Annotated in this window: 27 protein-coding genes; 15 read left to right on the forward strand and 12 right to left on the reverse strand. The window is 40.7% G+C overall.

Features of this window, described 5'->3' with window-relative positions; translation table 11 throughout:
* The first annotated feature begins 123 nt into the window (after nt 1–123).
* The 3 genes from DDV96_RS11710 to DDV96_RS11720 all read left to right on the forward strand — a co-directional run bounded on the left by DDV96_RS11710 (nt 124) and on the right by DDV96_RS11720 (nt 2,321).
* The gene (locus tag DDV96_RS11710) at nt 124–660 is read left to right on the forward strand and encodes a hypothetical protein (RefSeq protein WP_206074025.1); all 537 of its coding nucleotides are present in this window, start codon (nt 124–126) and stop codon (nt 658–660) included.
* A 62-nt stretch (nt 661–722) separates the two neighbouring features.
* Nucleotides 723–1,922, forward strand: coding sequence for an alanine dehydrogenase (locus tag DDV96_RS11715; protein WP_116694955.1), 1,200 nt, complete (start codon nt 723–725; stop codon nt 1,920–1,922).
* An 18-nt stretch (nt 1,923–1,940) separates the two neighbouring features.
* Nucleotides 1,941–2,321, forward strand: coding sequence for a hypothetical protein (locus tag DDV96_RS11720; RefSeq protein ID WP_116694956.1), 381 nt, complete (start codon nt 1,941–1,943; stop codon nt 2,319–2,321).
* A gap of 29 nt (nt 2,322–2,350) precedes the next feature.
* Here DDV96_RS11720 and DDV96_RS11725 read toward each other — a convergent pair whose 3' ends face one another.
* Complete coding sequence (locus DDV96_RS11725) at nt 2,351–3,526, reverse strand: proline dehydrogenase family protein (RefSeq protein ID WP_116694957.1); 1,176 nt, start codon at nt 3,524–3,526, stop codon at nt 2,351–2,353.
* 68 nt (nt 3,527–3,594) lie between these two features.
* Here DDV96_RS11725 and aroB point away from each other — a divergent pair, with 68 nt between their 5' ends.
* Nucleotides 3,595–4,677, forward strand: coding sequence for a 3-dehydroquinate synthase (gene aroB, locus DDV96_RS11730; RefSeq protein WP_116694958.1), 1,083 nt, complete (start codon nt 3,595–3,597; stop codon nt 4,675–4,677).
* A 77-nt stretch (nt 4,678–4,754) separates the two neighbouring features.
* Nucleotides 4,755–5,051 (forward strand): hypothetical protein, encoded by a 297-nt coding sequence (locus tag DDV96_RS11735; protein ID WP_116695098.1) that lies wholly within the window; start codon nt 4,755–4,757, stop codon nt 5,049–5,051.
* A 116-nt stretch (nt 5,052–5,167) separates the two neighbouring features.
* Here the strand turns inward: DDV96_RS11735 and DDV96_RS11740 are convergent, their stop codons facing one another.
* From DDV96_RS11740 to DDV96_RS11755, 4 genes are all read right to left on the reverse strand, one after another.
* A complete protein-coding gene (locus DDV96_RS11740) occupies nt 5,168–5,716 on the reverse strand; it encodes a type 1 glutamine amidotransferase domain-containing protein (protein WP_116694959.1) in 549 nt (182 codons plus the stop codon).
* A gap of 115 nt (nt 5,717–5,831) precedes the next feature.
* The gene (locus DDV96_RS11745) at nt 5,832–6,779 is read right to left on the reverse strand and encodes a YihY/virulence factor BrkB family protein (protein ID WP_116694960.1); all 948 of its coding nucleotides are present in this window, start codon (nt 6,777–6,779) and stop codon (nt 5,832–5,834) included.
* Nucleotides 6,780–6,910: 131 nt separating this feature from the next.
* Nucleotides 6,911–7,393, reverse strand: a complete 483-nt coding sequence (locus DDV96_RS11750) for an Lrp/AsnC family transcriptional regulator (protein WP_116694961.1) — start codon at nt 7,391–7,393, stop codon at nt 6,911–6,913.
* A gap of 59 nt (nt 7,394–7,452) precedes the next feature.
* The gene (locus tag DDV96_RS11755; RefSeq protein WP_116694962.1) at nt 7,453–8,598 is read right to left on the reverse strand and encodes a M14 family zinc carboxypeptidase; all 1,146 of its coding nucleotides are present in this window, start codon (nt 8,596–8,598) and stop codon (nt 7,453–7,455) included.
* Between the two features lie 292 nt (nt 8,599–8,890).
* Here DDV96_RS11755 and DDV96_RS11760 point away from each other — a divergent pair, with 292 nt between their 5' ends.
* Together DDV96_RS11760 and DDV96_RS11765 are read left to right on the forward strand one after the other, a co-directional pair.
* Nucleotides 8,891–9,277 carry a helix-turn-helix domain-containing protein gene (locus DDV96_RS11760; protein ID WP_116694963.1) on the forward strand — a complete coding sequence of 129 codons (387 nt, stop codon included), beginning with the start codon at nt 8,891–8,893 and terminating at the stop codon, nt 9,275–9,277.
* Between the two features lie 81 nt (nt 9,278–9,358).
* Nucleotides 9,359–9,736 carry a DNA topoisomerase IV gene (locus tag DDV96_RS11765; RefSeq protein WP_116694964.1) on the forward strand — a complete coding sequence of 126 codons (378 nt, stop codon included), beginning with the start codon at nt 9,359–9,361 and terminating at the stop codon, nt 9,734–9,736.
* Between the two features lie 135 nt (nt 9,737–9,871).
* Here DDV96_RS11765 and mscL read toward each other — a convergent pair whose 3' ends face one another.
* The 3 genes from mscL to DDV96_RS11785 form a co-directional block, all read right to left on the reverse strand.
* On the reverse strand, nt 9,872–10,300 hold the full coding sequence (gene mscL / locus DDV96_RS11770) for a large-conductance mechanosensitive channel protein MscL (RefSeq protein ID WP_116694965.1): 429 nt from the start codon (nt 10,298–10,300) through the stop codon (nt 9,872–9,874).
* Between the two features lie 21 nt (nt 10,301–10,321).
* The gene (locus tag DDV96_RS11775) at nt 10,322–12,946 is read right to left on the reverse strand and encodes a DNA gyrase/topoisomerase IV subunit A (RefSeq protein ID WP_116694966.1); all 2,625 of its coding nucleotides are present in this window, start codon (nt 12,944–12,946) and stop codon (nt 10,322–10,324) included.
* Nucleotides 12,947–13,438: 492 nt separating this feature from the next.
* The gene (locus DDV96_RS11785; protein WP_116694968.1) at nt 13,439–15,292 is read right to left on the reverse strand and encodes a DNA topoisomerase IV subunit B; all 1,854 of its coding nucleotides are present in this window, start codon (nt 15,290–15,292) and stop codon (nt 13,439–13,441) included.
* 238 nt (nt 15,293–15,530) lie between these two features.
* Between DDV96_RS11785 and DDV96_RS11790 the strand changes: the two genes are divergently transcribed.
* Both DDV96_RS11790 and DDV96_RS11795 read left to right on the forward strand, forming a co-directional pair.
* Nucleotides 15,531–16,445 carry a DnaJ C-terminal domain-containing protein gene (locus DDV96_RS11790; protein ID WP_116694969.1) on the forward strand — a complete coding sequence of 305 codons (915 nt, stop codon included), beginning with the start codon at nt 15,531–15,533 and terminating at the stop codon, nt 16,443–16,445.
* Nucleotides 16,446–16,447: 2 nt separating this feature from the next.
* Nucleotides 16,448–16,738, forward strand: a complete 291-nt coding sequence (locus DDV96_RS11795) for a chaperone modulator CbpM (RefSeq protein WP_116694970.1) — start codon at nt 16,448–16,450, stop codon at nt 16,736–16,738.
* Between the two features lie 10 nt (nt 16,739–16,748).
* Here DDV96_RS11795 and DDV96_RS11800 read toward each other — a convergent pair whose 3' ends face one another.
* Nucleotides 16,749–18,176: a hypothetical protein gene (locus tag DDV96_RS11800; RefSeq protein WP_133240844.1), complete on the reverse strand. Its 1,428-nt coding sequence runs from the start codon at nt 18,174–18,176 to the stop codon at nt 16,749–16,751.
* A gap of 146 nt (nt 18,177–18,322) precedes the next feature.
* Between DDV96_RS11800 and DDV96_RS11805 the strand changes: the two genes are divergently transcribed.
* The gene (locus tag DDV96_RS11805) at nt 18,323–19,147 is read left to right on the forward strand and encodes a phosphatase PAP2 family protein (protein WP_240607715.1); all 825 of its coding nucleotides are present in this window, start codon (nt 18,323–18,325) and stop codon (nt 19,145–19,147) included.
* 6 nt (nt 19,148–19,153) lie between these two features.
* Here the strand turns inward: DDV96_RS11805 and ychF are convergent, their stop codons facing one another.
* Nucleotides 19,154–20,248 (reverse strand): redox-regulated ATPase YchF, encoded by a 1,095-nt coding sequence (gene ychF / locus DDV96_RS11810; RefSeq protein ID WP_116694973.1) that lies wholly within the window; start codon nt 20,246–20,248, stop codon nt 19,154–19,156.
* 164 nt (nt 20,249–20,412) lie between these two features.
* Between ychF and DDV96_RS11815 the strand changes: the two genes are divergently transcribed.
* Nucleotides 20,413–20,892 (forward strand): hypothetical protein, encoded by a 480-nt coding sequence (locus tag DDV96_RS11815; protein ID WP_116694974.1) that lies wholly within the window; start codon nt 20,413–20,415, stop codon nt 20,890–20,892.
* A gap of 49 nt (nt 20,893–20,941) precedes the next feature.
* Here the strand turns inward: DDV96_RS11815 and DDV96_RS11820 are convergent, their stop codons facing one another.
* On the reverse strand, nt 20,942–21,739 hold the full coding sequence (locus tag DDV96_RS11820) for an alpha/beta hydrolase (RefSeq protein ID WP_116694975.1): 798 nt from the start codon (nt 21,737–21,739) through the stop codon (nt 20,942–20,944).
* 312 nt (nt 21,740–22,051) lie between these two features.
* Here DDV96_RS11820 and DDV96_RS11825 point away from each other — a divergent pair, with 312 nt between their 5' ends.
* Nucleotides 22,052–22,555, forward strand: a complete 504-nt coding sequence (locus tag DDV96_RS11825; protein WP_116694976.1) for a hypothetical protein — start codon at nt 22,052–22,054, stop codon at nt 22,553–22,555.
* 74 nt (nt 22,556–22,629) lie between these two features.
* Here DDV96_RS11825 and DDV96_RS11830 read toward each other — a convergent pair whose 3' ends face one another.
* Nucleotides 22,630–22,980, reverse strand: coding sequence for a 4Fe-4S dicluster domain-containing protein (locus tag DDV96_RS11830; RefSeq protein WP_116694977.1), 351 nt, complete (start codon nt 22,978–22,980; stop codon nt 22,630–22,632).
* A 65-nt stretch (nt 22,981–23,045) separates the two neighbouring features.
* Here DDV96_RS11830 and DDV96_RS11835 point away from each other — a divergent pair, with 65 nt between their 5' ends.
* From DDV96_RS11835 to DDV96_RS11845, 3 genes are all read left to right on the forward strand, one after another.
* Nucleotides 23,046–24,107, forward strand: coding sequence for an acyl-CoA reductase (locus DDV96_RS11835; RefSeq protein ID WP_116694978.1), 1,062 nt, complete (start codon nt 23,046–23,048; stop codon nt 24,105–24,107).
* Between the two features lie 157 nt (nt 24,108–24,264).
* Nucleotides 24,265–25,332, forward strand: coding sequence for a 3-phosphoserine/phosphohydroxythreonine transaminase (gene serC / locus DDV96_RS11840; protein ID WP_116694979.1), 1,068 nt, complete (start codon nt 24,265–24,267; stop codon nt 25,330–25,332).
* 135 nt (nt 25,333–25,467) lie between these two features.
* On the forward strand, nt 25,468–26,427 hold the full coding sequence (locus DDV96_RS11845) for a D-2-hydroxyacid dehydrogenase (protein WP_116694980.1): 960 nt from the start codon (nt 25,468–25,470) through the stop codon (nt 26,425–26,427).
* The last annotated feature ends 44 nt before the right edge of the window (nt 26,428–26,471 follow it).

A 26,471-nucleotide genomic window follows, 5' to 3' on the forward strand; every position in this document is an offset into this window, starting at 1 on the left:
TTTGTGATAGGTTTGTACTATTAACCTCACAAAATCCTCACATTATGAAACTAACAAAGTACTACTTAATCGTTGCAATTTTTGGAGCCGGTCTATTTTTTTCATGCACACCTGAAAGTATAGATGATGGACAAACAGAACAACAAGTCCTTAGAGACCAAATCAGAACTCCGCGTCAAGGATAATAAACCAAAGATTTACGGTGGAATTGTAATTTTTTTAATCGCAATAACCCCGTTTCTATTTTATTCTTATAAAAGTTTCCCAAGCGATACCCAAGTTTGGGAAACTTCTATTTTTACCATTGAAACTGCTTTTTTCTCTATTAACACCTACTTTTGGTTTGCTATGGGGAAAATAATTCCGCTATATTTACTACTATTGTGGTTTTTTACCTGTAAACATTGGTGGCACTGGATCCTTTTAATTCCCATCGCCATGTATGCATTTCAGCTCTGGGGTATTATAAATGAAAGTAACAAAATGGATGAAGTGGAGATCTATTACATTATCCCTCTAATGATGGTGTTGGTGCCAGCGGTATATTTAATTCGCGCCAAGCTCTTCAATAAAGTACGGGGCGATGATTTAAAGGCTTTCGAGGAAGACCTGATGACCAAAAAAACCATGTGGCAACAGGTAAAAGATCTTTTTCGCTAATTCTTGGTTTGTTTTTCAATATCACAATTAATATGTAACTTAGGGCTGCCAACCTGTAACCTATGACAGAATCCAAGTCACCCTTTACCAAAGCCCAATTGATACCCCAAGAGGAAACCTTGGAGGTTACCCGCCAGAAAGGCGCCTTGTTTATTGGTATCCCAAAAGAAACCTATTTTCAGGAAAAGCGTATTTGCTTAACGCCAGATGCCGTTGCCGCCGTAGTGGCCAATGGCCATAAAGTATTAATTGAAAGTGGCGCTGGTAAAGAAGCCGGTTTTTCCGATAAAGATTATAGCGAAGCCGGTGCCCAGCTTACCAAGGATACCAAAAAAGTGTTTGGTTGTCCCTTTATCTTAAAAGTGGAGCCCCCTACCCTGGAAGAGTTAAAGCTCATCAACCCAAAAACAGTATTGATTTCTGCCCTGCAGCTTAAAACAAGGCGGAAAGAATATTTCGATGTGCTTTCACAAAAAAAAATAACCGCTTTGGCATTCGAGTTCATTAAAGAGCAAGACCATACATACCCTGCGGTCAAGGCTTTGAGCGAGATCGCTGGTACAGCTTCGGTATTGATTGCTTCCGAAATTATGGTCAACGCCAAAAAAGGCAATGGGCTGCTTTTCGGAAACATCAGCGGTGTGCCACCTGTAGAAGTTGTGGTCATTGGTGCCGGCACCGTGGGGCAGTTTGCCGTCCGTTCTGCCATTGGGCTGGGTGCAAACGTAAAAGTTTTTGACAGTTCCATCACCAAGCTAAGAAACCTGCAAACTGCCGTAGGGCAAACTTTCTACACCTCGACCATACAGCCCAAAAATTTAGTGAAGGCTTTACGCCGTTGCGATGTGGCAATTGGTGCGGTTCGCGGAAAAAACAGATCGCCAGTGATCGTGACCGAGGCGATGGTAAAAAAAATGAAAAAAGGAGCTGTGATCATTGATGTAAGCATCGACATGGGCGGTTGTTTTGAAACTTCCGAAATGACCTCGCACGACGCTCCCACCCAAATAAAACACCACGTGGTCCATTATGGCGTGCCCAACATCCCAGCACGTTACCCTAAAACGGCTTCGATATCCATAAGCAACATCTTCACACCCTATCTATTGGAAATTGCCGAGTGCGGCGGATTGGAACAAGCCATCCGTTTTGATGGCGGATTGAAAAATGGTTTGTATTTTTACCGCGGCATTTTGACCAATAAAGCAGTTGCCGATTGGTTCGATATGTCGTACAGCGATATCAACTTGCTGTTCTTTTAACAAAATGCATCATTTTTAATGAAATTAATCCACAGATTTGCCTACTATTTTGGTGGTTTTGCCATTGGCATCGTTATTCTTATTTTCTTTTTGAGCGGAAAAAAAACCTCCTGTGCATACGGTCCTGAAGCCCGGACGTTGAAAAACATCCGGAACAAGGCGCATGTGTATTCTGAAGAAACCCTTCAGTTTTTAAAATCAGAAAAATTGGATACCACGGTCATTTCAAAAATGCTGTTGGACGGCGATGTGCTGTTCGACGAAAACACCCGAGGGTTCGATTCGTGCAAAATCTATAATATAGAGGCAAAAGTTTTGGAAGAAAACCTGAAAATGACCGTTGAAAACTGTGAAGACACAGCAACCATTAAAAAAATAGAACGTGTTTTTGAAAAATAAAAACTCGTTAAAATATTTTTCCTGAACTTTTAAAAAATCCCACGCCGCTTGCGTTCATTTTTCAATAGAGTCAGTTCACGGCTGGTCTGGCCAGCGACCGAGGTGTTTTCTTCGGCACGGCGTATTAAGTAAGGCATCACATCTTTAACCGGGCCAAAAGGCATGTATTTGGAGACATTAAATCCTTCACTGGCGAGATTGTAGCTTATATTATCGCTCATCCCGTACAGCTGGCCAAACCATACGCGTTCATCGTTTTTCTTAAGTCCTTTGGTTTTCATGATTTCCATGGCCAAATAGCAACTTACTTCGTTATGGGTGCCAACATATAATGTTATATCATCCAGATGATCCAAAATATATCGGGTAACTTGGTTGTAGTTGTCGTCAGTTGCTTTTTTACTTTCACAGATAGGCGTTGGATAGCCATTTTCTTCAGCACGCTCGTTTTCTTTTTCCATATAAGCACCACGTACCACTTTAAAACCTAATCTAAACCCTTTTTCCTTTGCTTGTTTATGGAGCTTATGCAGGTATTCTTCCCTATCCCAACGATAACATTGCAGGGTATTGAAAATAACCACCCGCTCTTTGTTATATTTCTCCATCATTTGTTCGCACAACTCATCTGCGGCGTCCTGCATCCACGATTCTTCAGCATCCACCAGTAAAGAAATCCCGCATTCATCGGCAGCTTTACAAACGGTTTCATAGCGGTTTACAACGCGGTTCCATTCGGCTTCTTCTTCCTGGGTAAGAGGTTCGTTTTCGGTTTTCTTGCGCCAGATTTCAAAACGGCCCAAACCGGTTGGTTTAAATACCGAAAAAGGCATTGCCTCTTTATTTTGGGCAAAATACGTAAGGTCAACGATTTTAGCCATGGTTTTATCGAATTGAGCATCGTTTTCCTGTCCTTCCACCGAATAATCCAACACCGAATACACATTGGCTTCATACAGCGCATCTACGGTTTTCATGCAGTCCTGCTCGTTGACACCACCACAAAAGTGATCGAAAACAGTAGAGCGTATCAGCCCTTCTACTGGCAGGTTCAGGTTAAGCGCAAACTTGGTGACCGCCGTGCCAATCCGTACCAAAGGCTCGTTAGCGATCATCTTAAACAGGAAATAAGCCCGTTCCACTTCGGCATCGGTCTTTAACTTAAAGGCGATTTCCGTATTATTGAAAAGTAAATTCGTTTCCATATAAAAAAGTATGCGCAAATATAGTTAGATTTGACGATGAATATATAGCAGAAATCAGTTTTTGATACATGAAAAGACTCAACAATGATCTAAGTTCAATCTACGGAGATGTAAACGCATGGGATTTTTTTGAAAATCAATTGAATAGCTTAAGTCCCACAAAAATTTTTGTCCTTACCGATGTAAATACAAATAAACACTGCCTTCCCTATTTTTTTGAAAAAACCGGCCTTAAAAAACAAGTACAGGTGCTTACCATTGCCGCAGGGGAAGTCTATAAAAATATTTCAACCTGCGTGGTGCTGTGGAACGAACTTTCACAAAATGGAGCCGACCGCGACAGCCTGCTCATTAATTTGGGCGGTGGTGTGGTGACCGATCTTGGTGGGTTTGTGGCATGTACGTTTAAACGCGGTATCCCGTTTATCAACATCCCCACTTCCCTATTGGCGATGGTCGATGCATCAGTGGGCGGAAAAAACGGCGTTGATCTTGGTTCGTTGAAAAACCAGGTTGGTGTTATTAAAAATCCTTTGCAGGTACTGATTGACATTGCTTTTTTAGAAACTTTACCGCGACCGCAATTGGTTTCGGGACATGCCGAAATGCTTAAACACGGGTTAATTTATTCAAAAGCCTATTGGGATAAAGTACAATATTTTGACCTTGACCGAAAAATTGAAGCAAGCGATTTAATTTGGGAATCGGTACTGATAAAAAACGAGGTGGTTACCGAAGACCCTCGTGAAAAAGGCCGGAGAAAAACCCTGAACTACGGCCATACCCTCGGCCACGCCATCGAATCGTACTTTATGGAGGTTTCGCAAAAAAACACTTCAACAAAGGCATTGCTGCATGGGGAGGCTATCGCAATCGGGATGATTTTGGCCACTTATTTATCGTACCGGCTTTGTTCTTTTCCGAAGAAAAAATTGGAAACCATAACGAGCACAATTATTAGTTTTTTCGGCAAAGTTTCTTTTGAGCGCCATGATATTGAAGAAATTATAACGTTATTGGCGTACGATAAAAAGAACCGCGGCGGAACCGTGTATTTTGTCCTGCTTACCGATATTGGCCAGTACAAAATAAATTGCACGGTCGAGAACAAACTTATTTTCGAGGCTTTTGATTATTATGAAAAATCTTGAAATATAATTTTGAAATACCATTATCTCTTTTATTTTTGAATTTTATTAAACAGGACAAACCTTCAACAGTAAGCACCATGAAACGAGTGATTGTAGATTATAAAAAATTAACCCCGGAGATATTATCGTTATTGGTTGAAAAATACCCAGACGGCTATGACGACGACCATGTGATACGGTTCAAAAATGCGAAAAACGAAACAGTTGATGCTGTTGAAGTGCGCACCGAAGATTCCATCTATTTGGTGAAAGTGAGCTCCCGTTTGGAAAATACGATGGCCAATTTTGAAGAGGACGACTACGATATCGAAGATTATACTGACCCCATAAGCGAAATCCCAGAAAAACCGATGCCTGAAGACGAGGAAGAGTAAATGTGGCAGCACCACCGAGTTAGACGTTGCGAAGCTGCTAAACCCGGTTTTTAAAATAGTATAAAAAAAAATGAGGCGGAAATTCCACCTCATTTTTTGTTGTAATCCGGTTATAATTAAGCGTGTTGCAATTCGTGCTTTCCTTCTTTTATTTCTTCAATGAGTTTTGAATTGAAAGCTGGTAAGTCATCAGGATTTCTACTGGTTACAAAACCTTCATCCACAACTACTTCTTCATCTACCCAATTGGCACCTGCATTGACCAAATCGTCTTTAATGGAGTTAAAAGATGTCATTTTGCGTCCTTTAACCACATCTGCAGATATCAATGTTTGCGGGCCGTGGCAAATAGCTGCCACTGGTTTTTTCTGTTTGAAGAAATCGCGTACAAAAATAAGGGCATCCTCATTTCTACGCAATTTGTCGGGATTGATCACGCCTCCTGGTAGCACCAATGCGTGATATTGGTTTGCATTTACGCTATCCAATGTTTTGTTAACGGTATATTCGTTGCTCCAATTTCCATCGGCCCAAGCTTTAATGGTTCCGGTTTTTTCACTGACAATGTCCACGGTAAAACCTTCTTTTTCCATGGCTTCCTTAGGAGATTTCAATTCAGACTCTTCAAATCCGTCTGTTGCTATAATTGCTATTCTCTTGTCCATAATCTTTTTTTTTATCGTTCATAAATCAATTCAACGATAATATAGCACTATTCTCCCGCTGTTTCCAAAATTTTGATATTAAGGTTGGGTTAAAGTCTGTTAAAGGTATTAAGGCTTAGCAATTCTTGAGTTTTTCAGCTTTAATTTTATCTTTCTCAAGCTTGTTTTTGTATGCTCTCAGCTCTTCCAGTTCTCTTTCGTAAGACAAGGCAGCATGGCTGGAAGGTGTAATGTTAATGTTACGGTGCACAGCCCAGTTCACGGTGAGTTCGGCTCCAAAAAACATAATAAGGCAGGTATAGTATACCCAAAGCAGGATGAGCACAACGCTGCCGGCCGCACCATAGACAGACGCCGGATTGGACTGCGAAAAGTAAAATCCAATCAAGTATTTACCGCCTAAAAACAGCAATGCGGTCACAAATGCGCCCAAGATCGTGGTTTTCCATTTAATTTTGACATCGGGCAAAATGGTAAAAATAGAAGCAAACAAAGCCGTGACAAACAGCTGTGAAATCAAGAAATTAAGGATGGTAACCATAACCGAAGAAACACCGGAATAATAAGAGCCTAAATAATCGCTTAAAGCCGAAATAGCTGCCGAGACAAACAAAGTGATTAAAAGCAACAACCCAATCACCAACACCAAACCAAAGGAAGTTGCCCTTCGTTTTAAAATATTTAAAAAACCTTCCTCTTTGGCCCGTACGCTCCAAATATCGTTCAACGCTTTTTGAAGTTGAAAAAACACCCCAGTTGCTGCAAATATCAGCATCCCAACACCAATCACAATAGTATTTACCGAGCTGTCCTCAAGAGCGGCATTGGAGATCATGGTTTCTATGGCCTCGGCACTGCCCTGCACTATCAATCCGCCAATTTCGTTGGTTATCCTGCCTTGAACAGCTTCCCGGCCATAGAAGACCCCTGCAATATGAACGGTAATCATTAACAAAGAAGGCAACGAAAACAAGGCATAATAAGCAATTACGGCACTTTTTGCCCAAGGGTCGTTTTTGTCCCAGCTTAAGTACGTTTCTTTTAAAAATTTCAAGATATTCATCCTGTAGGGTATTTTTTGTTCGGTTAATGCAGTGCGGTTTATAACAGCGTATTTTTAAAAATGAACTGAACCTAAAGATAAAAACCCTTTGCTTGCTGGCAAAGGGTTTGTACATCTTTTAAGTAATTCCGTTAGTTGATATCCTTAAAAATAGAGTGCATCAATCGTTTTTTGTCGTTAATGCTTTCTTCTAAAGAAATCATGGTTTCAGTTCTAGTAACCCCCTCAATATCATCTATTTGATAGATGATGTTTTTGGCGTGGCTGGTATCTTTTGCCCTAATCTTGCAAAAGATGTTAAACTTGCCGGTAGTAACGTGGGCGACGGTCACAAAGGGAATTTCGTTAATGCGTTCCATAACAAATTGCGTTTGGGAAGTTTTTTGAAGAAACACCCCAATGTATGCAATAAAGGAATAACCTAATTTCTCGTAATCCAATTTTAAGGAAGAACCGGTAATAAAACCCGCATCTTCCATTTTTTTAACGCGAACGTGAACTGTTCCGGCGGAAATACCCAGTTTTTTTGCAATATCGGTAAATGCCGTACGGGTATTATCGATAAGCATATCAAGGATTTTGTGGTCTGTGTCGTCTAATTTGAATTTTGCCATAGCTCTTGTATTTTTTTGGAATGCAAAAATAGTAAGTTTTTCACAATAAAAGAACTGTTTTATTGAAAAATAATTTCTTTCCCATTATTTTTATAATGAATTGTTAAAACTTTTTCGCCTTTACGAAAATTTTCATGCGAATTCACTAAAATCACGTTACCGTTGGCCGACAGTTCTTTATGTCCGTTGCAATCAGTTACCTCGTCAATGGCCTCAATAACAGGAATAAAGTGGATTTTTCCATTGGTTAGTATTTCTTGGTATTGAATGGCCACCGAAACAGTCCGCTGCTCTTTTTCCAAATAGACATCGCGCAAAATAATATCCCGAAAATTCTTTTTGTTTTCCGGTATGTTGAAATACTCCAAATAATCGACACTTTGCTCATTGTAAAATGTACCGATGCCGAAAAGCTCCACCAATGCATAAAAAATAAACTCCCGTGTTTTTTCCCGCTGGTAATCGTTTTGATAATGCCCAGCTTCAAACAACAATGTAGGTACGCCAGCGGCCGTAAAACTATCGCCCACACAATTGATGTTGAATGAATCGTCATAACGCCCTATTTGACAGGGAATGTGCTCCTTCAAGGCACGATGCATCTTTACGATCTCCTTCATAGCTGTTTTGCGGGTGGCTGTAACCGTTCTATTCGTGTCGGCTGAAGGCGCAAGAAAAGATACCGTCGCCGGTTGCTTGTTTTCAAGTCCATATATGGTGCGCTGGTCGTGAAGGTTTAAGCATAGGTCTGGTTTTACTTCGGTAAAAAGATCGTAAAGAAGCTTACTTTCTTGTTGTGTCCGGTTATGTGCATCCCTGTTTAAATCGATGTTATTAGCATTTTCACGGGTATATGCTTCAGCGCCATCTGGATTTAATATAGGAATAAGATACAGCGTATAAGAATTTAAAAACCGCTTCTTTTCTTTTTGAAATACGTCTTTTTGATTTAAAAACTGCAAGAAATCTATAACCGCTTTTGTGGTGGTCGATTCATTTCCGTGCATTTGCGACCAAGCCAAAGCTTTTTTAGACCCTTTTCCGATTTTTAAAACAGGGATTTCTTTCCCTTTTTCTGAAATGCCTGTTTTATGAACAACAACTTCCGAATTGTTTTTTATAAGCGGAAGCACATCTTCCAAAACAACATATCGCCCTTTAACAGGTGCCGAAAAATAGGATTGATAAGCAGCTTTAATTTTCATACCTAAAAAATGTGTTTACAAAACTAAACAACTCTTTGTTTACAAATGTAATCAACAAAATAAAATAGTTTTGTGTACATCTGTAAACAATCGCCATTCTTTATCGCATACAAAAAACCAATTTTGAAGCAATATATATCATTTAATTGTCATATAACTGTATTCTAATATTTTAAGTGTTGTTACTTAAATTTAAATATTAAGTATTTTAACCTATTTTTGATTGATTATTGTATGTTTCTTGACAATTGTTTACATTTGTAAATGTTGCAATTATAAGTTATATGTTACAATGGTAAACAGTGAGGATTTTACAAAAAGGCTTGAAAAAATTATGGGTTTTTATGGTCTTTCGGCCACAGCATTTTCTGAGGCGATTGAATTTAACCGCTCCACGATTTCGCATCTGCTTTCCGGAAGGAATAAACCCAGTTTGGAGTTTGTGATGAAAGTCATTCAAACATTTCCCGAAGTGGAACTGTATTGGCTATTAAATGGAAAAGGAACCTTCCCTCCTAACGAGAATAACAAAATTGGCTCAAATACAGAAAAAAAGACTCAAATTAAAAAAACAGCTTTAGATAATCCTGAATCACAAGATTCGGTGACCACGAAAAAAGAAATAGACCGCATCGTGATCTTCTATTCCGACGGAAGTTTTAAAGCCTATGAAAAATAAGCGGCTCGAACCTTAAATTATTCCTGTTAAACTTGGGCTGAATTGTATAAAATTTCAGAAATTCGCATAAAAACCACTGCAATGCGATTTATCATCCTTGGCGCTCTGTTTTTCCTGTTACTAAGCTGCTATCAACCTGAACGGGACTGCAAAAAATTTAAAACCGGCAAATTTGAGTTTAAAGCTTTGGTGGGCACCGAACTGCAAACCACGACTTTTGTGCGGAACGATTCCATAGAAATTGACTATTACAAAGGGAAGGCCGACACCTCGAGCATCCGGTGGATCAATAACTGTGAGTACATTGTGCAAAAAATCAACCCTAAAAGCCAAGCTGAAAAAAAAGCCATCCATATGAAAATACTTACCACCGAAGGAGATAAATACACCTTTGAGTACAATGTGGTAGGCGAACAAAACAAGCAAAAGGGAACGGCGGTGAAGGTGGGTAGTCAGTAGTCGGTGGTAGATAGTTATCAAACACCACTATTGGTATTTCTTAGTGATTTTGGTTCTTGATAAATCCACGGGCACTGTGAGCTTTGGTTGGGGGTGTTGAGGGGGTGATTTTAAGGTTTGAGTTTAAAAAAACACTTATTTTTTTCCTTTTAGCATCGCGTTTTGCTCTTCCATTAACTTTTCAATATTCGACAAAAGCTCAATATTTTTAGGCGTTTCCACCTCTTTGTTTTTTGGATCTTCTGATTTTTTCTTGAAGCGGTTGATAAATTTTATCACTACAAAGATTGTGAAAGCTATGATGAAAAAATCGATCAATACCTCTAAAAGCTCGCCATATCCAATGGCAATTTCCTCGGCTTCCCCAGCGGCCTGACGAAGGATGTATTTTTTATTGGAAAGCTTGACGTCTTCAGTCATTAACGACAAAGGCGGCATCACTACCTTTTTTACTAAGGTGCTGACCACCTTGTTAAAAGCGGTACCAATAATGATTCCCACCGCCATATCGATCATATTGCCCTTGATCGCAAAATTTTTGAATTCTTTAAATAAACCTGCCATAAGCCTCTTTAATTGCTTTTGTTAAAATAATGAAGTTTGCCCTTCCCCATCGTCTTTTTCGTCTTGTTCGGAAACCTCTTCTTCATCTACCACGTCCATATCTTCTGCAGATACTTCTTTTGGAGGATTATATGGCAGCGGGTCTAAAGTGTTTATCTCAAGTACTTTGTCTTTGGTCAATTGGTTGCCCAACGCTGTGATGCCTTTTACGGAGATGAACTCCTCCAGGTTCACTTCCATATTGTCCTGTCGCTCTTTGCCGCGTTGTTTTACAAACACCACTTCGGCCATGGGACGGTGTTCGGTGAAAATCTTTTCGAGATACGATTTGGGATGGTCTGAAATGATCACTTCTTCCTTGTCGGGGTTTTCCACCAAAAAGCGTTTTACGTAAAACAATTCCTTTTCGCCGTCCCAATAAATCGCTGAAAGTGGTTTTTTTGGTTCCCATTTTTCGAGAACGATCATATCGTCATCAAAACGTAAGGTCAACTCCGGAATGGCGGTTTTAACCGTTCCGTCTTGGTTAACGATCAACAAGCGGTCTTCACTTTTAAACTGCCCAAGCAATTCGCCCCGGCCATCCATGTTAAGGCGCTTTACGGTTTCGTCAAACCAAATTTTCCGTGGTTTTAAGGTAGATAGGCCTTTTTCTTTCAGCTCCACGCGTTTTACGGGATATTTGGTAACGATATTTCCTTTAGATCGGCGTCCTTTTACTTTTTGATCGGCAAAATCCAGATCGAACTTCAGTTTTTTAATATTGCCTTTTTGGCGCAACAAAACCGTTACCACCTCGGCCTCCCCATTGGGATTTGCAGTAAAATAAAGCACTTTGCTGCCTTTTTTGCCTTGCGTAAGGTCATATTCACGGTCACGGGTCATGGAAGTTACCGAAAACCGTTTTACATAGGTTGTTCCGTTTTTGCCATCACGGTAAATCATATTGTAGATACGGCGTTTGTCTTTCTTTTTAAAGACTGCGACGTGAATGATGTTCTTGCCTATAAAGGTTTTGCTATCAACTTTGGTGACCATCATTTTTCCTTCTTCGGTGAAGACAATGATATCGTCAATGTCGCTGCAGTCGGTTACATATTCTTCGCGCCGCATGCTCGTACCGATAAACCCTTCTTTTCGGTTTACGTAGAGCTTTGTGTTGCGGATAACCACCTTTGTGGCTTCAATATCCTCAAATACCCGTATTTCGGTCTTTCGCTCTTTTCCTTCGCCATAATCTTTCTTTAACCGTTTAAAGTAATCGATTGCGTATTCAATTAAATTATTTAAGTGATGCTTTACTTGGGCAATGCTATCTTCCAGTGCCTCAATTTTTTGTTGGGCTTTGTCTATATCGAATTTTGAAATACGTTTGATCCTAATTTCGGTCAACCGGACGATATCTTCTTCGGTCACGGCACGTTTTAAATGTTTGATGTGCGGTTTCAATCCGTTGTCTATCGCTTGGATCACGCCTTCCCAAGTTTCTTCTTCTTCAATATCCCGATAAATCCTGTTCTCGATAAAAATGCGTTCTAAAGAGGCAAAGTGCCATTGCTCTTCAAATTCGTCCAACTTTATTTCCAGTTCGCTTTTCAGTAGTTCCACGGTCCTGTCGGTAGAACGGCGGAGCATTTCAGAAACCCCAATAAATAAGGGTTTGTTGTCTTCTATAACACAGCCTAATGGTGAAACGGAAGTCTCACAATTGGTAAAAGCATAAAGCGCATCGATGGTTTTGTCTGGTGAAATGCCACTCGGGATGTGTACAAGGATTTCCACTTCGGCAGCAGTATTGTCTTCAATTTTCTTGATTTTTATCTTGCCCTTTTCATTGGCCTTTAAAATGGAGTCTATTAAAGAAGAAGTGGTGGTGCCGTAGGGTATTTCGGTGATGACCAAGATGTTTTTGTCGTATTGGCTTATTTTTGCACGACTTCGTATTCTACCGCCGCGAACGCCGTCTTTATAGTCGGTTGCGTCCATAATACCACCCGTTGGAAAATCGGGAACCAACTGAAAGCGTTTTCCTTGAAGGTGCTTAATTGAAGCATCAATCAACTCGATAAAATTGTGTGGCAATACTTTTGTGGAAAGCCCCACAGCAATACCTTCCGCTCCTTGTGCCAGCAACAGTGGAAACATAACCGGTAAATTTATCGGTTCTTTTTTGCGACCGTCATAGGAAGCTTGCCATCCTGTAATTTTGGGGTTGTAAACAACATCCAGGGCAAACTTTGAAAGCCGTGCTTCAATATACCGGGATGCTGCGGCACGGTCGCCAGTCAAGATGTTTCCCCAGTTACCCTGAGTGTCAATTAGCAGGTCTTTTTGGCCAATTTGCACCATAGCATCGGCAATACTGGCGTCACCATGCGGATGGTACTGCATGGTGTGCCCCACAATATTGGCTACTTTGTTGTAACGGCCGTCATCCAGGTCTTTCATAGAATGCATGATACGGCGCTGCACCGGTTTAAAACCATCTTCAATGGCAGGGACGGCGCGTTCCAAGATCACATAACTGGCATAATCGAGAAACCAGTCGCGGTACATGCCCGTTACTTTGGTGATGGTCTCACTGTTTTCGGTAGGTTGCTCTTGTGGGTTTAGTTCTTCTTCGTTTGGGGTATTTTCTTCCGCCATGTGCTATAATTAATCTGCTGTTACAGTTTGTGTTTTATTTCTGAATGATATAGACTCCGTTATCAGGTTAAATTTCTTTTCCATTAAGTTTAAATTTTTCAATTTCTTAAACATCAAAACAATCTCCTTTATTTACCTTTAATATAAGGTTCAAAATTTCTGTTTCATCTTCATTTAAATTCAAAAAATAGTTATTTCCAGAGTTTAATTGTTCATAATATAGTTCTATTATCGTTTTTTCATTTCCTTGAAAAAATTCAAAAAAAGCGTGTCTTCATTACCCGTCAGTGTGATTTCTGAAGGCTTATATACATTATCTTCCCCTAATAGCGAATTGCCTTTACTGTCCTCAATAGTTACAAGCGCTACCGATTGTGGAGGTGATAATAGCATAGCGCAGTCATCGTATCTATCGCAAGAAAAAAACTGCAAAACAATTATGAGAAAAAATATTTTTATTGCCCTGATTTTAAACATTTAAAATATTTTAATTTAAACCGTTGCTTCAACTTCATCCAACTCCACTTTAAGGTTTTCAATAATGAATTCCTGTCGGTCTGGGGTGTTTTTGCCCATATAAAATTTCAGCAGTTCATCGATGCTCATGGCCTTGTCCAACATCACAGGATCGAGCCGGATGTTATCGCCTATGAAATGTTGAAACTCATCAGGCGATATTTCACCCAATCCTTTAAAACGGGTGATTTCGGGTTTTTTCAGCTTTTCAATGGCATTTCTGCGTTCTTCTTCAGAATAGCAATAAATGGTTTCTTTTTTATTGCGCACCCTAAACAATGGGGTTTGCAGAATGTACAAATGCCCTTGTTTGATCAATTCAGGAAAAAACTGAAGAAAGAACGTAATCAACAACAGCCTAATGTGCATCCCGTCCACATCGGCATCGGTTGCTATCACGATGTTGTTGTAGCGAAGGTCTTCCATAGAGTCCTCAATGTTCAAGGCTGCTTGCAAGAGATTGAACTCTTCGTTTTCATACACGATTTTCTTGCTCATATTGTAGCTATTGAGCGGCTTTCCCCGTAACGAGAACACGGCCTGGGTATTCACGTCGCGACTTTTGGTGATGCTCCCGCTTGCCGAATCGCCTTCGGTAATGAACAAGGTGGTTTCCAAGCGGCGTTCTTTTTTCATATCGCCCAAATGCACCCGGCAATCCCGCAGTTTTTTATTGTGCAGGCTTGCTTTTTTGGCCCGGTCGCGCGCCAGTTTGCGAATACCCTTTAAATCTTTACGCTCACGTTCGGCCTGGATTATTTTTTTCTGAATGGCCTCGGCCACCCCTGGATTTTTGTGCAGGTAATTGTCTAAGTAGGTTTTTACAAAATCGTTTACGTAGGTTCGCACCGTGGGCAGGTCGCCGCCCATATCGGTCGAGCCCAATTTTGTCTTGGTCTGGCTTTCAAAAACAGGCTCCATGACCTTGATGCTAATGGCCGAAACAATGGATTTGCGCACGTCGCTGGAGTCGTAATTCTTACCGTAGAATTCCCTTATGGTTTTGACGATGGCTTCCCTAAAAGCCGATTGGTGCGTACCGCCCTGTGTGGTGTTCTGGCCATTTACAAAACTGTGGTATTCCTCGCTGTACTGGGTTTTGCTGTGGGTTAGGGCCACTTCGATGTCTTCCCCTTTTAAATGAATGATGGGGTATAGCATATCTTCTTTGGACATTTTATCTTCCAAAAGGTCTTTCAGCCCGTTTTCCGATTTAAACTTCTCGCCATTAAAATCTATCGTAAGCCCCGGATTGAGATATACGTAGTTTTTCAGCATTTTTTCTACGTATTCGTTGCGGTATTTAAAGTTTTTGAAAATGGCTTCATCGGGGATAAATTCAATGCGGGTGCCTTTGCGTTTGCCCGATTCTTCAATATCGGGGCTGTTTTTTAGTTCGCCCAAGCTGAATTCGGCCCATTTGTGCTTTCCTTCCCGTACCGATTCTACTTTAAAAAATGCAGAAAGCGCGTTGACCGCTTTGGTACCCACACCATTTAAACCAACCGATTTTTTAAACGCCCGGGTATCGTACTTTCCGCCCGTGTTCATTTTTGAAACCACATCCACCACTTTGCCCAACGGAATGCCCCGTCCATAGTCGCGTACCCGCACCTCTTTGTCTTTAATGCGCACTTCTATGGTCTTGCCCGCACCCATAACAAACTCGTCTATACAGTTATCTATCACCTCTTTAAGTAAAATGTAGATACCGTCGTCGGGCGACGAACCGTCTCCTAATTTTCCAATATACATTCCGGGCCGCATGCGAATGTGCTCTTTCCAGTCCAGCGACCTAATATTATCTTCCGTGTATTTTGTGTCTGCCATAAAAAATCGTGAATATGCCCTAAATATAGGGTTTAAGCTTCAAATTTTACACCCCTGAAGCCGAAAGTAATTAACAATAATGCACCGGGCATTGTTAGTAAAAACCCAGTCTTATTTTTCCTGAAATGTTATTCTAGTTTTCCGTGTTCGAAAATATTAAAATTATGACAAAAAAACGAGCTTGTTTTGATGGCTTGGAATGTTTTTTTTAATTTCATCGTAATTTCGAAATGATACTATGGAATTTATTGACTATTACAAAGTTTTAGGGCTGACCAAAAGTGCAACGGCAGCCGAGATAAAGAAAGCGTACCGAAAACTGGCGCGCAAATACCATCCCGACATCAATCCGGACGATAAAGAAGCACAGCAAAAATTTCAACGTATAAACGAAGCCCACGCCGTATTGAGCGATCCCGAAAAGCGCAAAAAATACGACAAATACGGCAAAGATTGGGAACATGCCGATGCCTACGAAGAAGCCCAACGCCAACAAAGAGCATCTGGCGGTTTTGGTGGCGGACGGCAACGCACCTACACCTCGCGCGGAGGCAATTTCAATGAGAGTGAATTTTCAGACTTTTTTGAGTCTATGTTTGGAGGCGGTGGTTTTTCCAGTGGCAGGCAACGCACCCACGCCCAGTTTAAAGGTCAGGATTTTAACGCAACCCTACGGTTAAACCTTACCGATATATTGACGTCGCAGAAGCAGACCATCGATCTGGGCGAAAAGAAAATACGCATCACCATCCCCGCTGGGGTTGAAGATGGCCAGACCATTAAAATAAAAGGATATGGCGGCGAAGGTGCCGGTGGTGGTCCAAAAGGCGATCTTTTTATTACTTTTGAGATTATAAACAACACACAGTTTAAGCGATTTGGGAAAAATTTGCACCAAACCCACGAAATAGATCTGTACACCGCACTGTTAGGAGGAAAGGAAACCATCGATACCTTGACGGGCAAAGTAAAACTGACGGTTAAACCAGAAACACAGCCCGGCACCAAGGTGAAATTGAAGGGAAAAGGGATGCCCGTTTATAAAAAAGAAGGACAATTTGGCGATCTCTATGTTACCTATACCGTTAAATTGCCCCAAAACCTTTCAGAAAAAGAAAAAGAATTGTTCGCTAACCTCTCTAAACTACGCTGATTATGGCACATTCCAAATACATACAGGTAACCACCTATTGCAAACAAACCAAAATAGACCGGGATTTTGTTGACGCACTGCAACAATACGGATTGATTGAGGTGAGAACTACACAAAAAGAACCGTGCATTGCCGAGGATGACATTACCGAAATAGAACGCATGTTTCGCCTGCACAAAGAGCTCGGTATCAATCTCGAGGGTATTGACACGCTCAACCACCTTGTGAAACGAATGCACGATATGGAGGCAGAATTGTTTAAACTGAAACAACGCCTGAAACTCTACGAATAGCCCTTTTTTTCTATTTCACGGCAGGTACTTCCGGTCTTTTGTACAGGGTAATGAACACCCCTAGCCTTTCATAAGTTTTTATTTCTTCCCATTGGGTGCGCAACGTGTTGATGGTAGCATCATCGGTATCGTTTTCAATATTCGAAAAAAGCACGTAGGGATTGCTTGCCAGATCAAGTGGAGGGAATTTTTCTTCAATAGTATTTTCCTTTGAAAGCCGTGCCAAACCTCTTCCGTTTATGGGTATATTGGTGCCCACTTGTGACGGTTCAATCTTTTTGTCTTTCAGAAATTTCAGCATTTTTTCTTCTTTGTCAAAATAACCCAAATAGGCCAAACTGCTGTCCCAACCTTGTGAAATGGTAGCGGGATAAATCCAAAAATGACCAGAAATAAGCCCTGCAGCGACTATCAATAAGATACTGTTTCGGGTTTTTCGTTTTTCTGAAACAGTAAACAAGAGGTTAATAAAAAGCACAGCGGCCAAAATATAGCACACCATTAAATACCTGGGGCCCATCGGGTTGCTGAACGGAACAAAACCCAGAAAGAAAACGCCTGTAAAAACAAGCAAGGCGATTCCTGTTTTTTGGGAGTTGACATCCAACGCCCATTGTTTATTTCGGTAAAATTTCAGCAGGAAGAAAAGCAACGGAATCCACAGGAACACCCGGCCAAAATCCAATACATATTTTACAAAGGCCGCTGTGTTTTTCACGACCCTGAAACCAGAGGCCGCTTCCCTATGTTTGGAGAAGTTTTCGTTTTTAGTGAACAATACCCAGCCCAGTTCGGTGTATTGAAAAATCAAGAAAATTACAAAAGTTAATGTTGCAATGGCATACGAGCGTAGCATGTTGCTTTTCCATTCCAATAGCCTTTTCCTGTTATAAATAATGTGGATGAGGATAAGTGCAACAAAACAATAGATGCCACGTAAGTTGGTGAGCAACAAACCGGTAAGTGCCAAAGCATACCACATCCAGCTGTTTTTCTGTAAGGCGTTGAACGACATAAGGGTAAAAAACAACAACAGCATATCATTGTTTAAACTGGTGGTCTGTGCAATGATTGTAGGGTCTAAACAGACAAACAGAAACAAAACCAACGGAACCGATGATTTAAAATGCTGTTTGCACAATACCAAAAGCTGATAAAACACCCCTATGTTTACCAGTAACAATAAGAGCCGGGATGCCCAAAGGGTTTTTCCAAATACTTTCCAGAAAATGGCCAAGCTGGCAATCCACAGGGGTGGGTGACCAGAAGAATAGGCAGTAGGAAGAATTAAATTTGATAAATTGGTATCGTAAAGATAGGAGGCTCTATACGCTTTGCTGATTCCGTCCCAAAAAAAAGGAAGGTCCTTAAATAAAAAAAACTCCACTACCAGCAAAAACGCCACTGTAGCGAACAATAAAAGTGGTTTTCTGTTCATAATGTTAGTAACCTTGTAACGAATATACTGGTAAATTTTATTTTTTTTTGAAATCCATCTCTTTTTCAGAAGGGTTTTATAAAAACCAACTAACAAAATGTTAAAGGAAAGATGGTTATATTGAGATAATGATATATTTAAGGTCTATGAAAAAAACTGCAACCACCCTCCTACTTTTAATCATTTGTACTACTGGTTTTTCACAAACCAAAAAAAACTCCCCTTATGAATGGGATTGGACGCGCGATGGCATCTGGACCGGTGCTGCTTTGGGTGCTACCGTAACCGGTTACTCATTGATTTTGGGGAAAGAAGATTTAACCGAAGCCGAGCTGCAACGGGAGCTCGACAACCAAGACAACATTAATTTTATCGATAAATGGGCCGTAGGATACAATTCTGAAGCGGCTATTGGACAAAGCAACATCCCGTTTGCGATGTCGTTTGCTTCGCCTTTTGTATTGCTTTTTGACGATGATGTGAATGAGCATACCGCACAAATTCTTGGCCTGTACTTGGAAAGCCTTTCCACCACCGCAGGGCTATATACCGTTACCGCTGGTTTGGTAAACAGAAGCCGGCCGTATGTTTACAATGAAACTGTTTCTATGAAACGGCGCTTGATAAACAACGGGCAACGGTCTTTTTACTCGGGTCATGTTGCTGCCGCCGCAACCGCCACCTTTTTTGCAGCCAAGGTTTACAGTGATTTTAATCCGGACAGTCCTTCAAAAGTTTGGATCTGGGCTGGAGCGGCGACAATTCCTGCCGCTGTAGGATATTTTAGGATCAAGGCGGGACAGCACTTTTTAACCGATGTGCTTTTAGGCTACGGTTTAGGCGCAGTTACCGGTTACTTTACCCCCGAACTGCACAAAACAAAAGAAAGCCTCATTGAAGTGGTACCAAGTGCCGGAATTTCCAGAACTGGAGATATTTATAGAGGCATTGGGTTACAAATGACGTTTTAAAAAGCCTTAAACATTAAACCTGAAGTGCATCACATCGCCATCTTGTACAATATAGTCTTTCCCCTCTATCCCTAATTTTCCCGCATCGCGTACTTTGGCTTCACTGCCGTACTTTACAAAGTCTTGGTATTTTATAACCTCGGCACGGATAAAACCTTTTTCAAAATCGGTGTGAATCACGCCGGCAGCTTGTGGTGCGGTAGATCCTACAGGAATAGTCCATGCGCGGACTTCCTTTTCGCCTGCCGTAAAATAGGTTTCCAGGTTGAGCAATTTATAGGCACTGCGTATCAGTTTTGCTGAACCGGGCTCCTCCAGGCCTAAGTCTTCCAAGAACATTTGGCGTTCTTCGTAAGTTTCCAGTTCAGTGATGTCGGCTTCGGTGCCAACAGCCAAGACCAATACCTCGGCATTTTCATCTTTAACGGCTTCTTTGACCTGCTCTACATATTCATTTCCCGAAACTGCTGCTCCTTCATCCACATTGCAAACATACAAAACAGGCTTGTCGGTTATATACTGGATGGGATTAATGAACTCTTCCCGTTCAGCGTCGGTAAGATCAATGGCACGAACCGAAACACCGGCTTCCAAACCTTCTTTTACTTTGGTTAGAGCTGCTTCTTCTTTTTGAGCCTCTTTGTTTCCGGTTCTGGCGGCACGTTTTACTTTGTCCAGTTTTTTTTCGGTAGTTTCCAGATCTTTTAGCTGCAATTCAATATCGATGGTTTCCTTATCGCGAACGGGGTTTACATTTCCGTCCACATGCACCACGTTATCATTGTCGAAACAACGCAATACATGTAAAATAGCATCGGTCTCCCGGATGTTTCCCAAGAACTGATTGCCCAGTCCTTCGCCTTTGCTTGCGCCTTTTACCAAACCGGCAATATCGACTATTTCAACAGTTGCAGGCAATATGCGCTGTGGATTTACCAATTCCTCCAGTTTAACCAAGCGGTTGTCCGGTACATTGACCACGCCAATATTGGGCTCAATGGTGCAAAATGGAAAATTGGCACTTTGTGCCTTGGCGTTCGATAGACAGTTAAAAAGGGTGGATTTACCTACATTTGGCAATCCTACGATTCCTGCTTTCATATTGCGGTATAATTTGGGCGCAAATATACATTATTAAGGAACAATGAGAAGGCTTAATCAGTCCCTTTTCAAAATAAAATATGTGAAAACTTTAGCTGCCCGTTACCGTTCCTTTAACACTTTGTAGGTTAGCTTTATCTCGTTAAACCAAACAATCAATAATTATGAAAAAAGCAATGTATTCAGTTATAACTGTATTCTTTATAGCATTTACTTCAGTATATGCTCAGGAAAACAAGAATGTCCATAAAGAGACCGTTACCAAAAAAGTAACCGTTAAAGACACAAAAGTTGACACGAAAGTGGTTCAAGAGGTAAAAGAAGACAATGAAGTTGTAAAAGTGGAAGGTACCAACGAACAAGACCAAAACGCCAAAGTGATCACTTCAAAATCTGGGACCAGTGAACAGGTAGTTGCAGACGAGGTCTCTGTTGATGCAGGCAATGCCGAAAAAATAATGCAAAACAGAAACAGGATGAGCGAAGAACTGAAAGCTTCCATACAAAACCAAAAAGCCGAAGCTGAAAAGAGACGCCAGATACTTCTGAAGAAGAAAATGGAGCGGCAAAAAGAACTTGAGCAACGCCGCCAAGAACTTGAAAGCAGGCCAGACGGTATGGCAAAGCTTAAAAAAGACGATTAAGCTATAAATGTTACTGAAACATAAAAAACCGGGATGTCCCGGTTTTTTTTTATTGAAGTGCTTTGGCTATCCCCTTCCGGTACGCTTTAAATTCAATGAGGTTGTTGTGGTCGCCTTGGGGTAGCGTGATAAAATCAAGTCGTTCTATTGAGACCTCTTTTGCTAATTTTTTACCAGAAGAATAAGGGACAACACCATCTTCCGTTCCGTGAAAAATAACTACTGGGCAGGATGTTTTCTTCAAAAAGGTATTGGTTGGAAATTTATACCGCAACAACTGTTTTACGGGCAAAATAGGAAACCGTTTTTTGGCAAGGTCGGCCATAGCATAAAAAGGGGTTTCCAAGATCAATTTTTTAGGATGATTGTTTGCAGCCACATAAGCAGCTAAGGCAGTGCCCAAAGACCTGCCATAAACCGTAATTTCATCTTCAGCATATTGTTTCAGAAGATAGTCGTAGAATAATTGGGCATCCTTGTAAAGTGTTTTTTCTGAAAGGTTTCCCGTGCTTTTGCCGTAGGTTCGATAATCCATCACCAACACATCATATTCAAACTGAGTGAAAAAGGAAGTTATATCGCCCCAACTGTCTAAATTGCCGGCATTTCCGTGAAAATACAGCATTACGCCCTTTGGGTTTTCTACCTTAAAATGCAGGGCATTGAGGCGTGCGCCATCTTTGGCTTCCAAGAAAATTTCGGTAAAGGGTTGTTTAAAGGTATAGGTATGTTCCTGTGGCAATTTGGTAGGCAAAAAAATGAGTTTTTCTTGTAAGGAATACATTCCGAAGAGCAATAAAATATAGCCCGAAAATACAATTAATAATCCCTTTAACACGGTTCGCATAGTATTTTTTTGTCGTGTGTTTTAGTTTTAGGCTTGCAGAGATATAATGTTGCAGCTAATACAGCAACACGCTTGTCACGATATATACTATCAAGACAATCATGTCTTTTCTTTACGCAACCAAATATGCACGGTGTTGCCCTGCAGTTGCTAAAAATAGCATATCCCCATCAATTTAAGATAATTTTAGCATTAATCGCACTTTAACGCTTGTAGTTTGGCAAAGTATTACCAATCCATTTTCCTTAATTAACAAATTCATCCCTTAATTTTACGTAAACGTAAATGAAACAACTATAAAAACTTATACTTATGAAAAAGATATTCTTAGTATTTGCCTTAGCAGCTTGTACGACTGCTTTTTCGCAAATTAACAAAAACGAGAAAACCGAAACCACAACGACCAAGGTCTATGTAGAAAACGATGAAGGCGTTGACGTTAAAACTAAAAAAGTAAAAAAATCGAAAGATCAAGTACTGGCGTTGAAAAATAAGAAAGCTGACAAAACAAATTTTTCAACCGTAATGAAAGATGCTGACGTTAAGACAGATGTCAGTTACGGTTATAAAGGCAACCGTTATAAATTTTTAAACCAAAAAGATGCTGAAGGGTACCGCTTAATGACGGTACAAGATCAAGCCACGCAAGAAGAATACGCCATTATTAAGCCTTCTTCTCAAAACGGCTATTACATAATGTCGCAAGATGGCAAACAATCGTTTGGTTATTTTAACACCGATGGCGATTTTGTAGTGGAAAGCTATGACGCGAAAAACGATGTGGTCGTGCAGAACATTTATAAAATAAACCAATAAATCTATTGAAAACGATTAAAAAAAGCGCTTCCAGTAATTCTGGAAGCGCTTTTTTTGTGAGTTTTATGCAGTTCTTATTTATGGTGCATAAACGATTGTTTGCCCAACAGTTCTTCGTCGCTTTCTACATGATCTTCATCGGGTACGCAACAATCTACGGGACATACGGCGGCACATTGCGGTTCATCGTGAAACCCTTTGCATTCAGTACATTTATCGGGCACGATATAATATATTTCGTCGCTAATGGGCTCTTGGGTTTCGTTGGCATCTACTTCTTTTCCGTTTGGTAACACAACGTCGCCATCCAAGTCGGTGCCATCTGCATACCGCCAATCGTCTGCGCCTTCATAAATAGCGGTGTTGGGGCATTCGGGCTCACAAGCACCGCAATTGATACATTCGTCTGTTATTATAATTGCCATCGGTATTTCTTTTTCTAACTTTGCGCTACAAATTTAACGCCTAAAAAGGGCAACTCCAAACAAGTATGCAATTACATCAAAGAATTAACGCTTTTACCGCTTTAGGGAGGTTTCTAAGGCAGTTTGCTGCTGAAAATCCCGTAAAAAATCAGGATGTATTAAACAATGATCCTTATTTTTCTGAAATGTTACAAACAATGCAAACGGCAAAGCACCATAACGGTTGGTTTACAGAGGACAACATGCGTTTTAGCTGTGACAGTTGGGCGCAAGCGTTAACCGAAGAAAACATAACCAAATGGGCTGCTAACTATACCATTCCGGAAACCGAGCCAAAGATCGTCGCCATTGTTATGGCCGGCAATATCCCGTTGGTGGGCTTTCACGATTTCCTGTCGGTTTTATTAACAGGAAACAAGGTATTGGCAAAGTTATCGTCAAACGACAAGCATATACTGCCTTTGTTGGCGCGATATTTAATTTCGGTTGAACCGGAATTCAAAAACCACATTGCATTTACTGAAGAAAAGTTAACTGGTTTCGATGCTGTCATCGCCACCGGAAGCGACAATACCGCACGCTATTTTGAGTATTACTTCAGTAAATACCCAAATATCATTCGCAAAAACAGGAACTCTGTGGCCGTATTGACCGGCAACGAAACCAAAGAAGAACTGCAATTGCTGGCCAATGATGTGTTTAGGTATTTTGGGTTGGGCTGTCGTAACGTTTCAAAACTTTTTATTCCTGAAACCTATGATTTCGATCAATTCTTCAACGGAATGTTCTCTTGGAAGCACCTCATCAACAACCATAAATACATCAACAATTACGATTATAACAAAGCGGTATATTTAATGAGCGACATATCCCTTTTGGACAACGAGTTTATGCTGCTGAAAAAAGACACGGGTTACTCCTCGCCTATTTCGGTACTGTTTTATGAAACTTATTCAAATTTGGATAGTGTACAAAATAAATTGAAAGCAGATTCCGGTAAAATACAGGCAGTTGTGTCAAATTGTGGCATTGATAATGAAATTTCCTTCGGAAAAGCACAGCACCCTCAACTTTGGGATTATGCCGACGGTGTGGACACGGTAGACTTTTTGTTAAAATTATCTTGATAAGTTATTATCAAATTAACGTACAATAGCTTCAAAATTAGCATCTTTGCATTGAAAAAATTAGTGATAGTTTCGTTATAGGATTGCAGAAAACCTCTATTAAAGGGCATCAACTCACCAAAAAATAACTGAAAAAAAAAAGAAAAACAATCACCCCATGAAAAAACACAATTTTAGTGCTGGGCCATGTGTGTTGCCACAACCGGTGATGCAAAAAGCTTCCGAAGCGATTTTAAACTTCAACGGCCTGGATTTGTCGCTACTCGAAATTTCTCACCGCAGTACCGATTTTACAGCGGTAATGGAACGCGCTCAAAAATTAGCTTTGGAACATTTAGGGCTGCAAGATAAAGGCTATAAAGCGCTTTTCCTCCAAGGAGGCGCGAGTATGGAATTTTTACGGGTAGCGTATAATTTATTGGAACAAAAAGCGGCCTATCTCAATACTGGTACGTGGTCCGTGAAAGCCATTAAAGAAGCAAAACTATTTGGAGAGATACTTGAAGTAGCGTCTTCTAAAGACCAAAATTTCAACTATGTGCCTAAAAACTACACAATCCCCTCAGATGCTGATTATTTTCATTGCACCAGCAACAACACGATTTTTGGAACCCAGCTAAAAAGTTTTCCTGAAACCAATGTTCCCATTGCTTGCGACATGAGCAGCGACATCTTTTCCCGGCAATTGGATTTTTCAAAATTCAGTATCATCTATGCCGGCGCCCAGAAAAACATGGGGCCCGCAGGCACTACCCTAATTGTGGTAAAAGAGGATGTTTTAGGCAAGGTGTCAAGAGCCATCCCTTCATTGATGGATTATAGAGTGCATATTGCCAAAAACAGTATGTTCAACACGCCGGCGGTTTTTGCCGTTTATGTTTCTATGTTGACCTTGGAGTGGTTAAAAGAAAAAGGAGGTATTTCAGCAATCGAAAAAGTGAATGATAAAAAATCGAAACTACTTTATTCTGAAATAGACCGAAACCCCTTGTTTACCGGTTTTGTAGCCAATAAAGAAGACCGTTCTACCATGAACGCAACCTTTAACCTTACCGATGAAAATTTCAAAGAAAAATTTGACACCCTTTGGCAAGATGCTGGTATAAACGGTTTAAACGGTCACAGGAGCGTAGGTGGTTACAGGGCTTCCATGTACAATGCGTTAGAGCTTGAAAGCGTTCAGGTATTGGTTGATGTAATGAAAGAATTGGAAAGAAAAGCATAATACAAGATGGCTGATTGGTTTTTTTGAAGGCTAATTTTAAAGAAACTGTATCGAAGCAACATATTTTATAACACCTAAAAACAGTGGTGGCTGAGCGTAGCCGAAGCCACAATTAGAAAATAAAAAATTGACTATATGAAAGTTTTAGCAAACGACGGAATTTCAAACAGCGGCATACAATTATTAGAACAAGCTGGTTTTGAAGTACTGACGGTAAAAGTAGCGCAAGAGCAACTTGAAAATTACATTAACAAAAACAACATAGACGTGCTTTTGGTACGTTCGGCCACAAAAGTGCGCAAAACTTTGATCGATGCGTGCCCAAGCCTTAAAATAATAGGCCGAGGCGGCGTTGGTATGGACAATATAGATGTGGACTACGCCCGCAGCAAAGACATACAGGTGGTCAACACCCCTGCTGCTTCTTCGGCATCGGTGGCCGAACTGGTTTTCGCCCATCTTTTTAGTGGTGTACGCCATTTGCACGATGCCAATAGAACCATGCCACTTGAAGGCGATTCCAGGTTCAAGGAACTTAAAAAAACCTACGCCGGAGGTAAAGAGCTGCGAGGAAAAACCCTGGGCATCATCGGTTTTGGCCGTATAGGTTGCGAAGTGGCAAAAATAGCCTTAGGTTGTGGCATGAAAGTAATTGCGAGCGACAACCAAGTGGGCGAAGCAGATATCACCTTAGATTTTTACGATGGCCAACAAATAACCCTTAAGATAAAAACCGCCCCGGTATCCCAACTCATTAAACACAGTGACTTTATTACCCTGCATGTTCCTTCGCAAAAAAGCCCTATAATTGGCGAAACCGAAATCGACCAAATGAAAGACGGTGCCGCCATAATCAACACCGCACGTGGCGGAGTACTCGATGAAAAAGCTTTATTGGAAGCCTTGGAAAAAGGAAAACTATCGTTTGCAGCCTTAGATACTTTTGAAGATGAACCCTCCCCAGCCATCAAGGTTTTAATGAATGGCAATATATCGTTAAGCCCACACATAGGTGCCGCCACCGAAGAGGCTCAAAACAGGATTGGCATAGAACTCGCCGAGCAAGTTGTATCGATACTAAAACCGGTTAATTAGTTTTTAAGTACCTTTATCTATTCTACAATTAAATAAAAAACAAA

The sequence above is a fragment of the Marixanthomonas spongiae genome, from assembly GCF_003095375.1.
Taxonomy (GTDB): Bacteria; Bacteroidota; Bacteroidia; order Flavobacteriales; family Flavobacteriaceae; genus Marixanthomonas; species Marixanthomonas spongiae.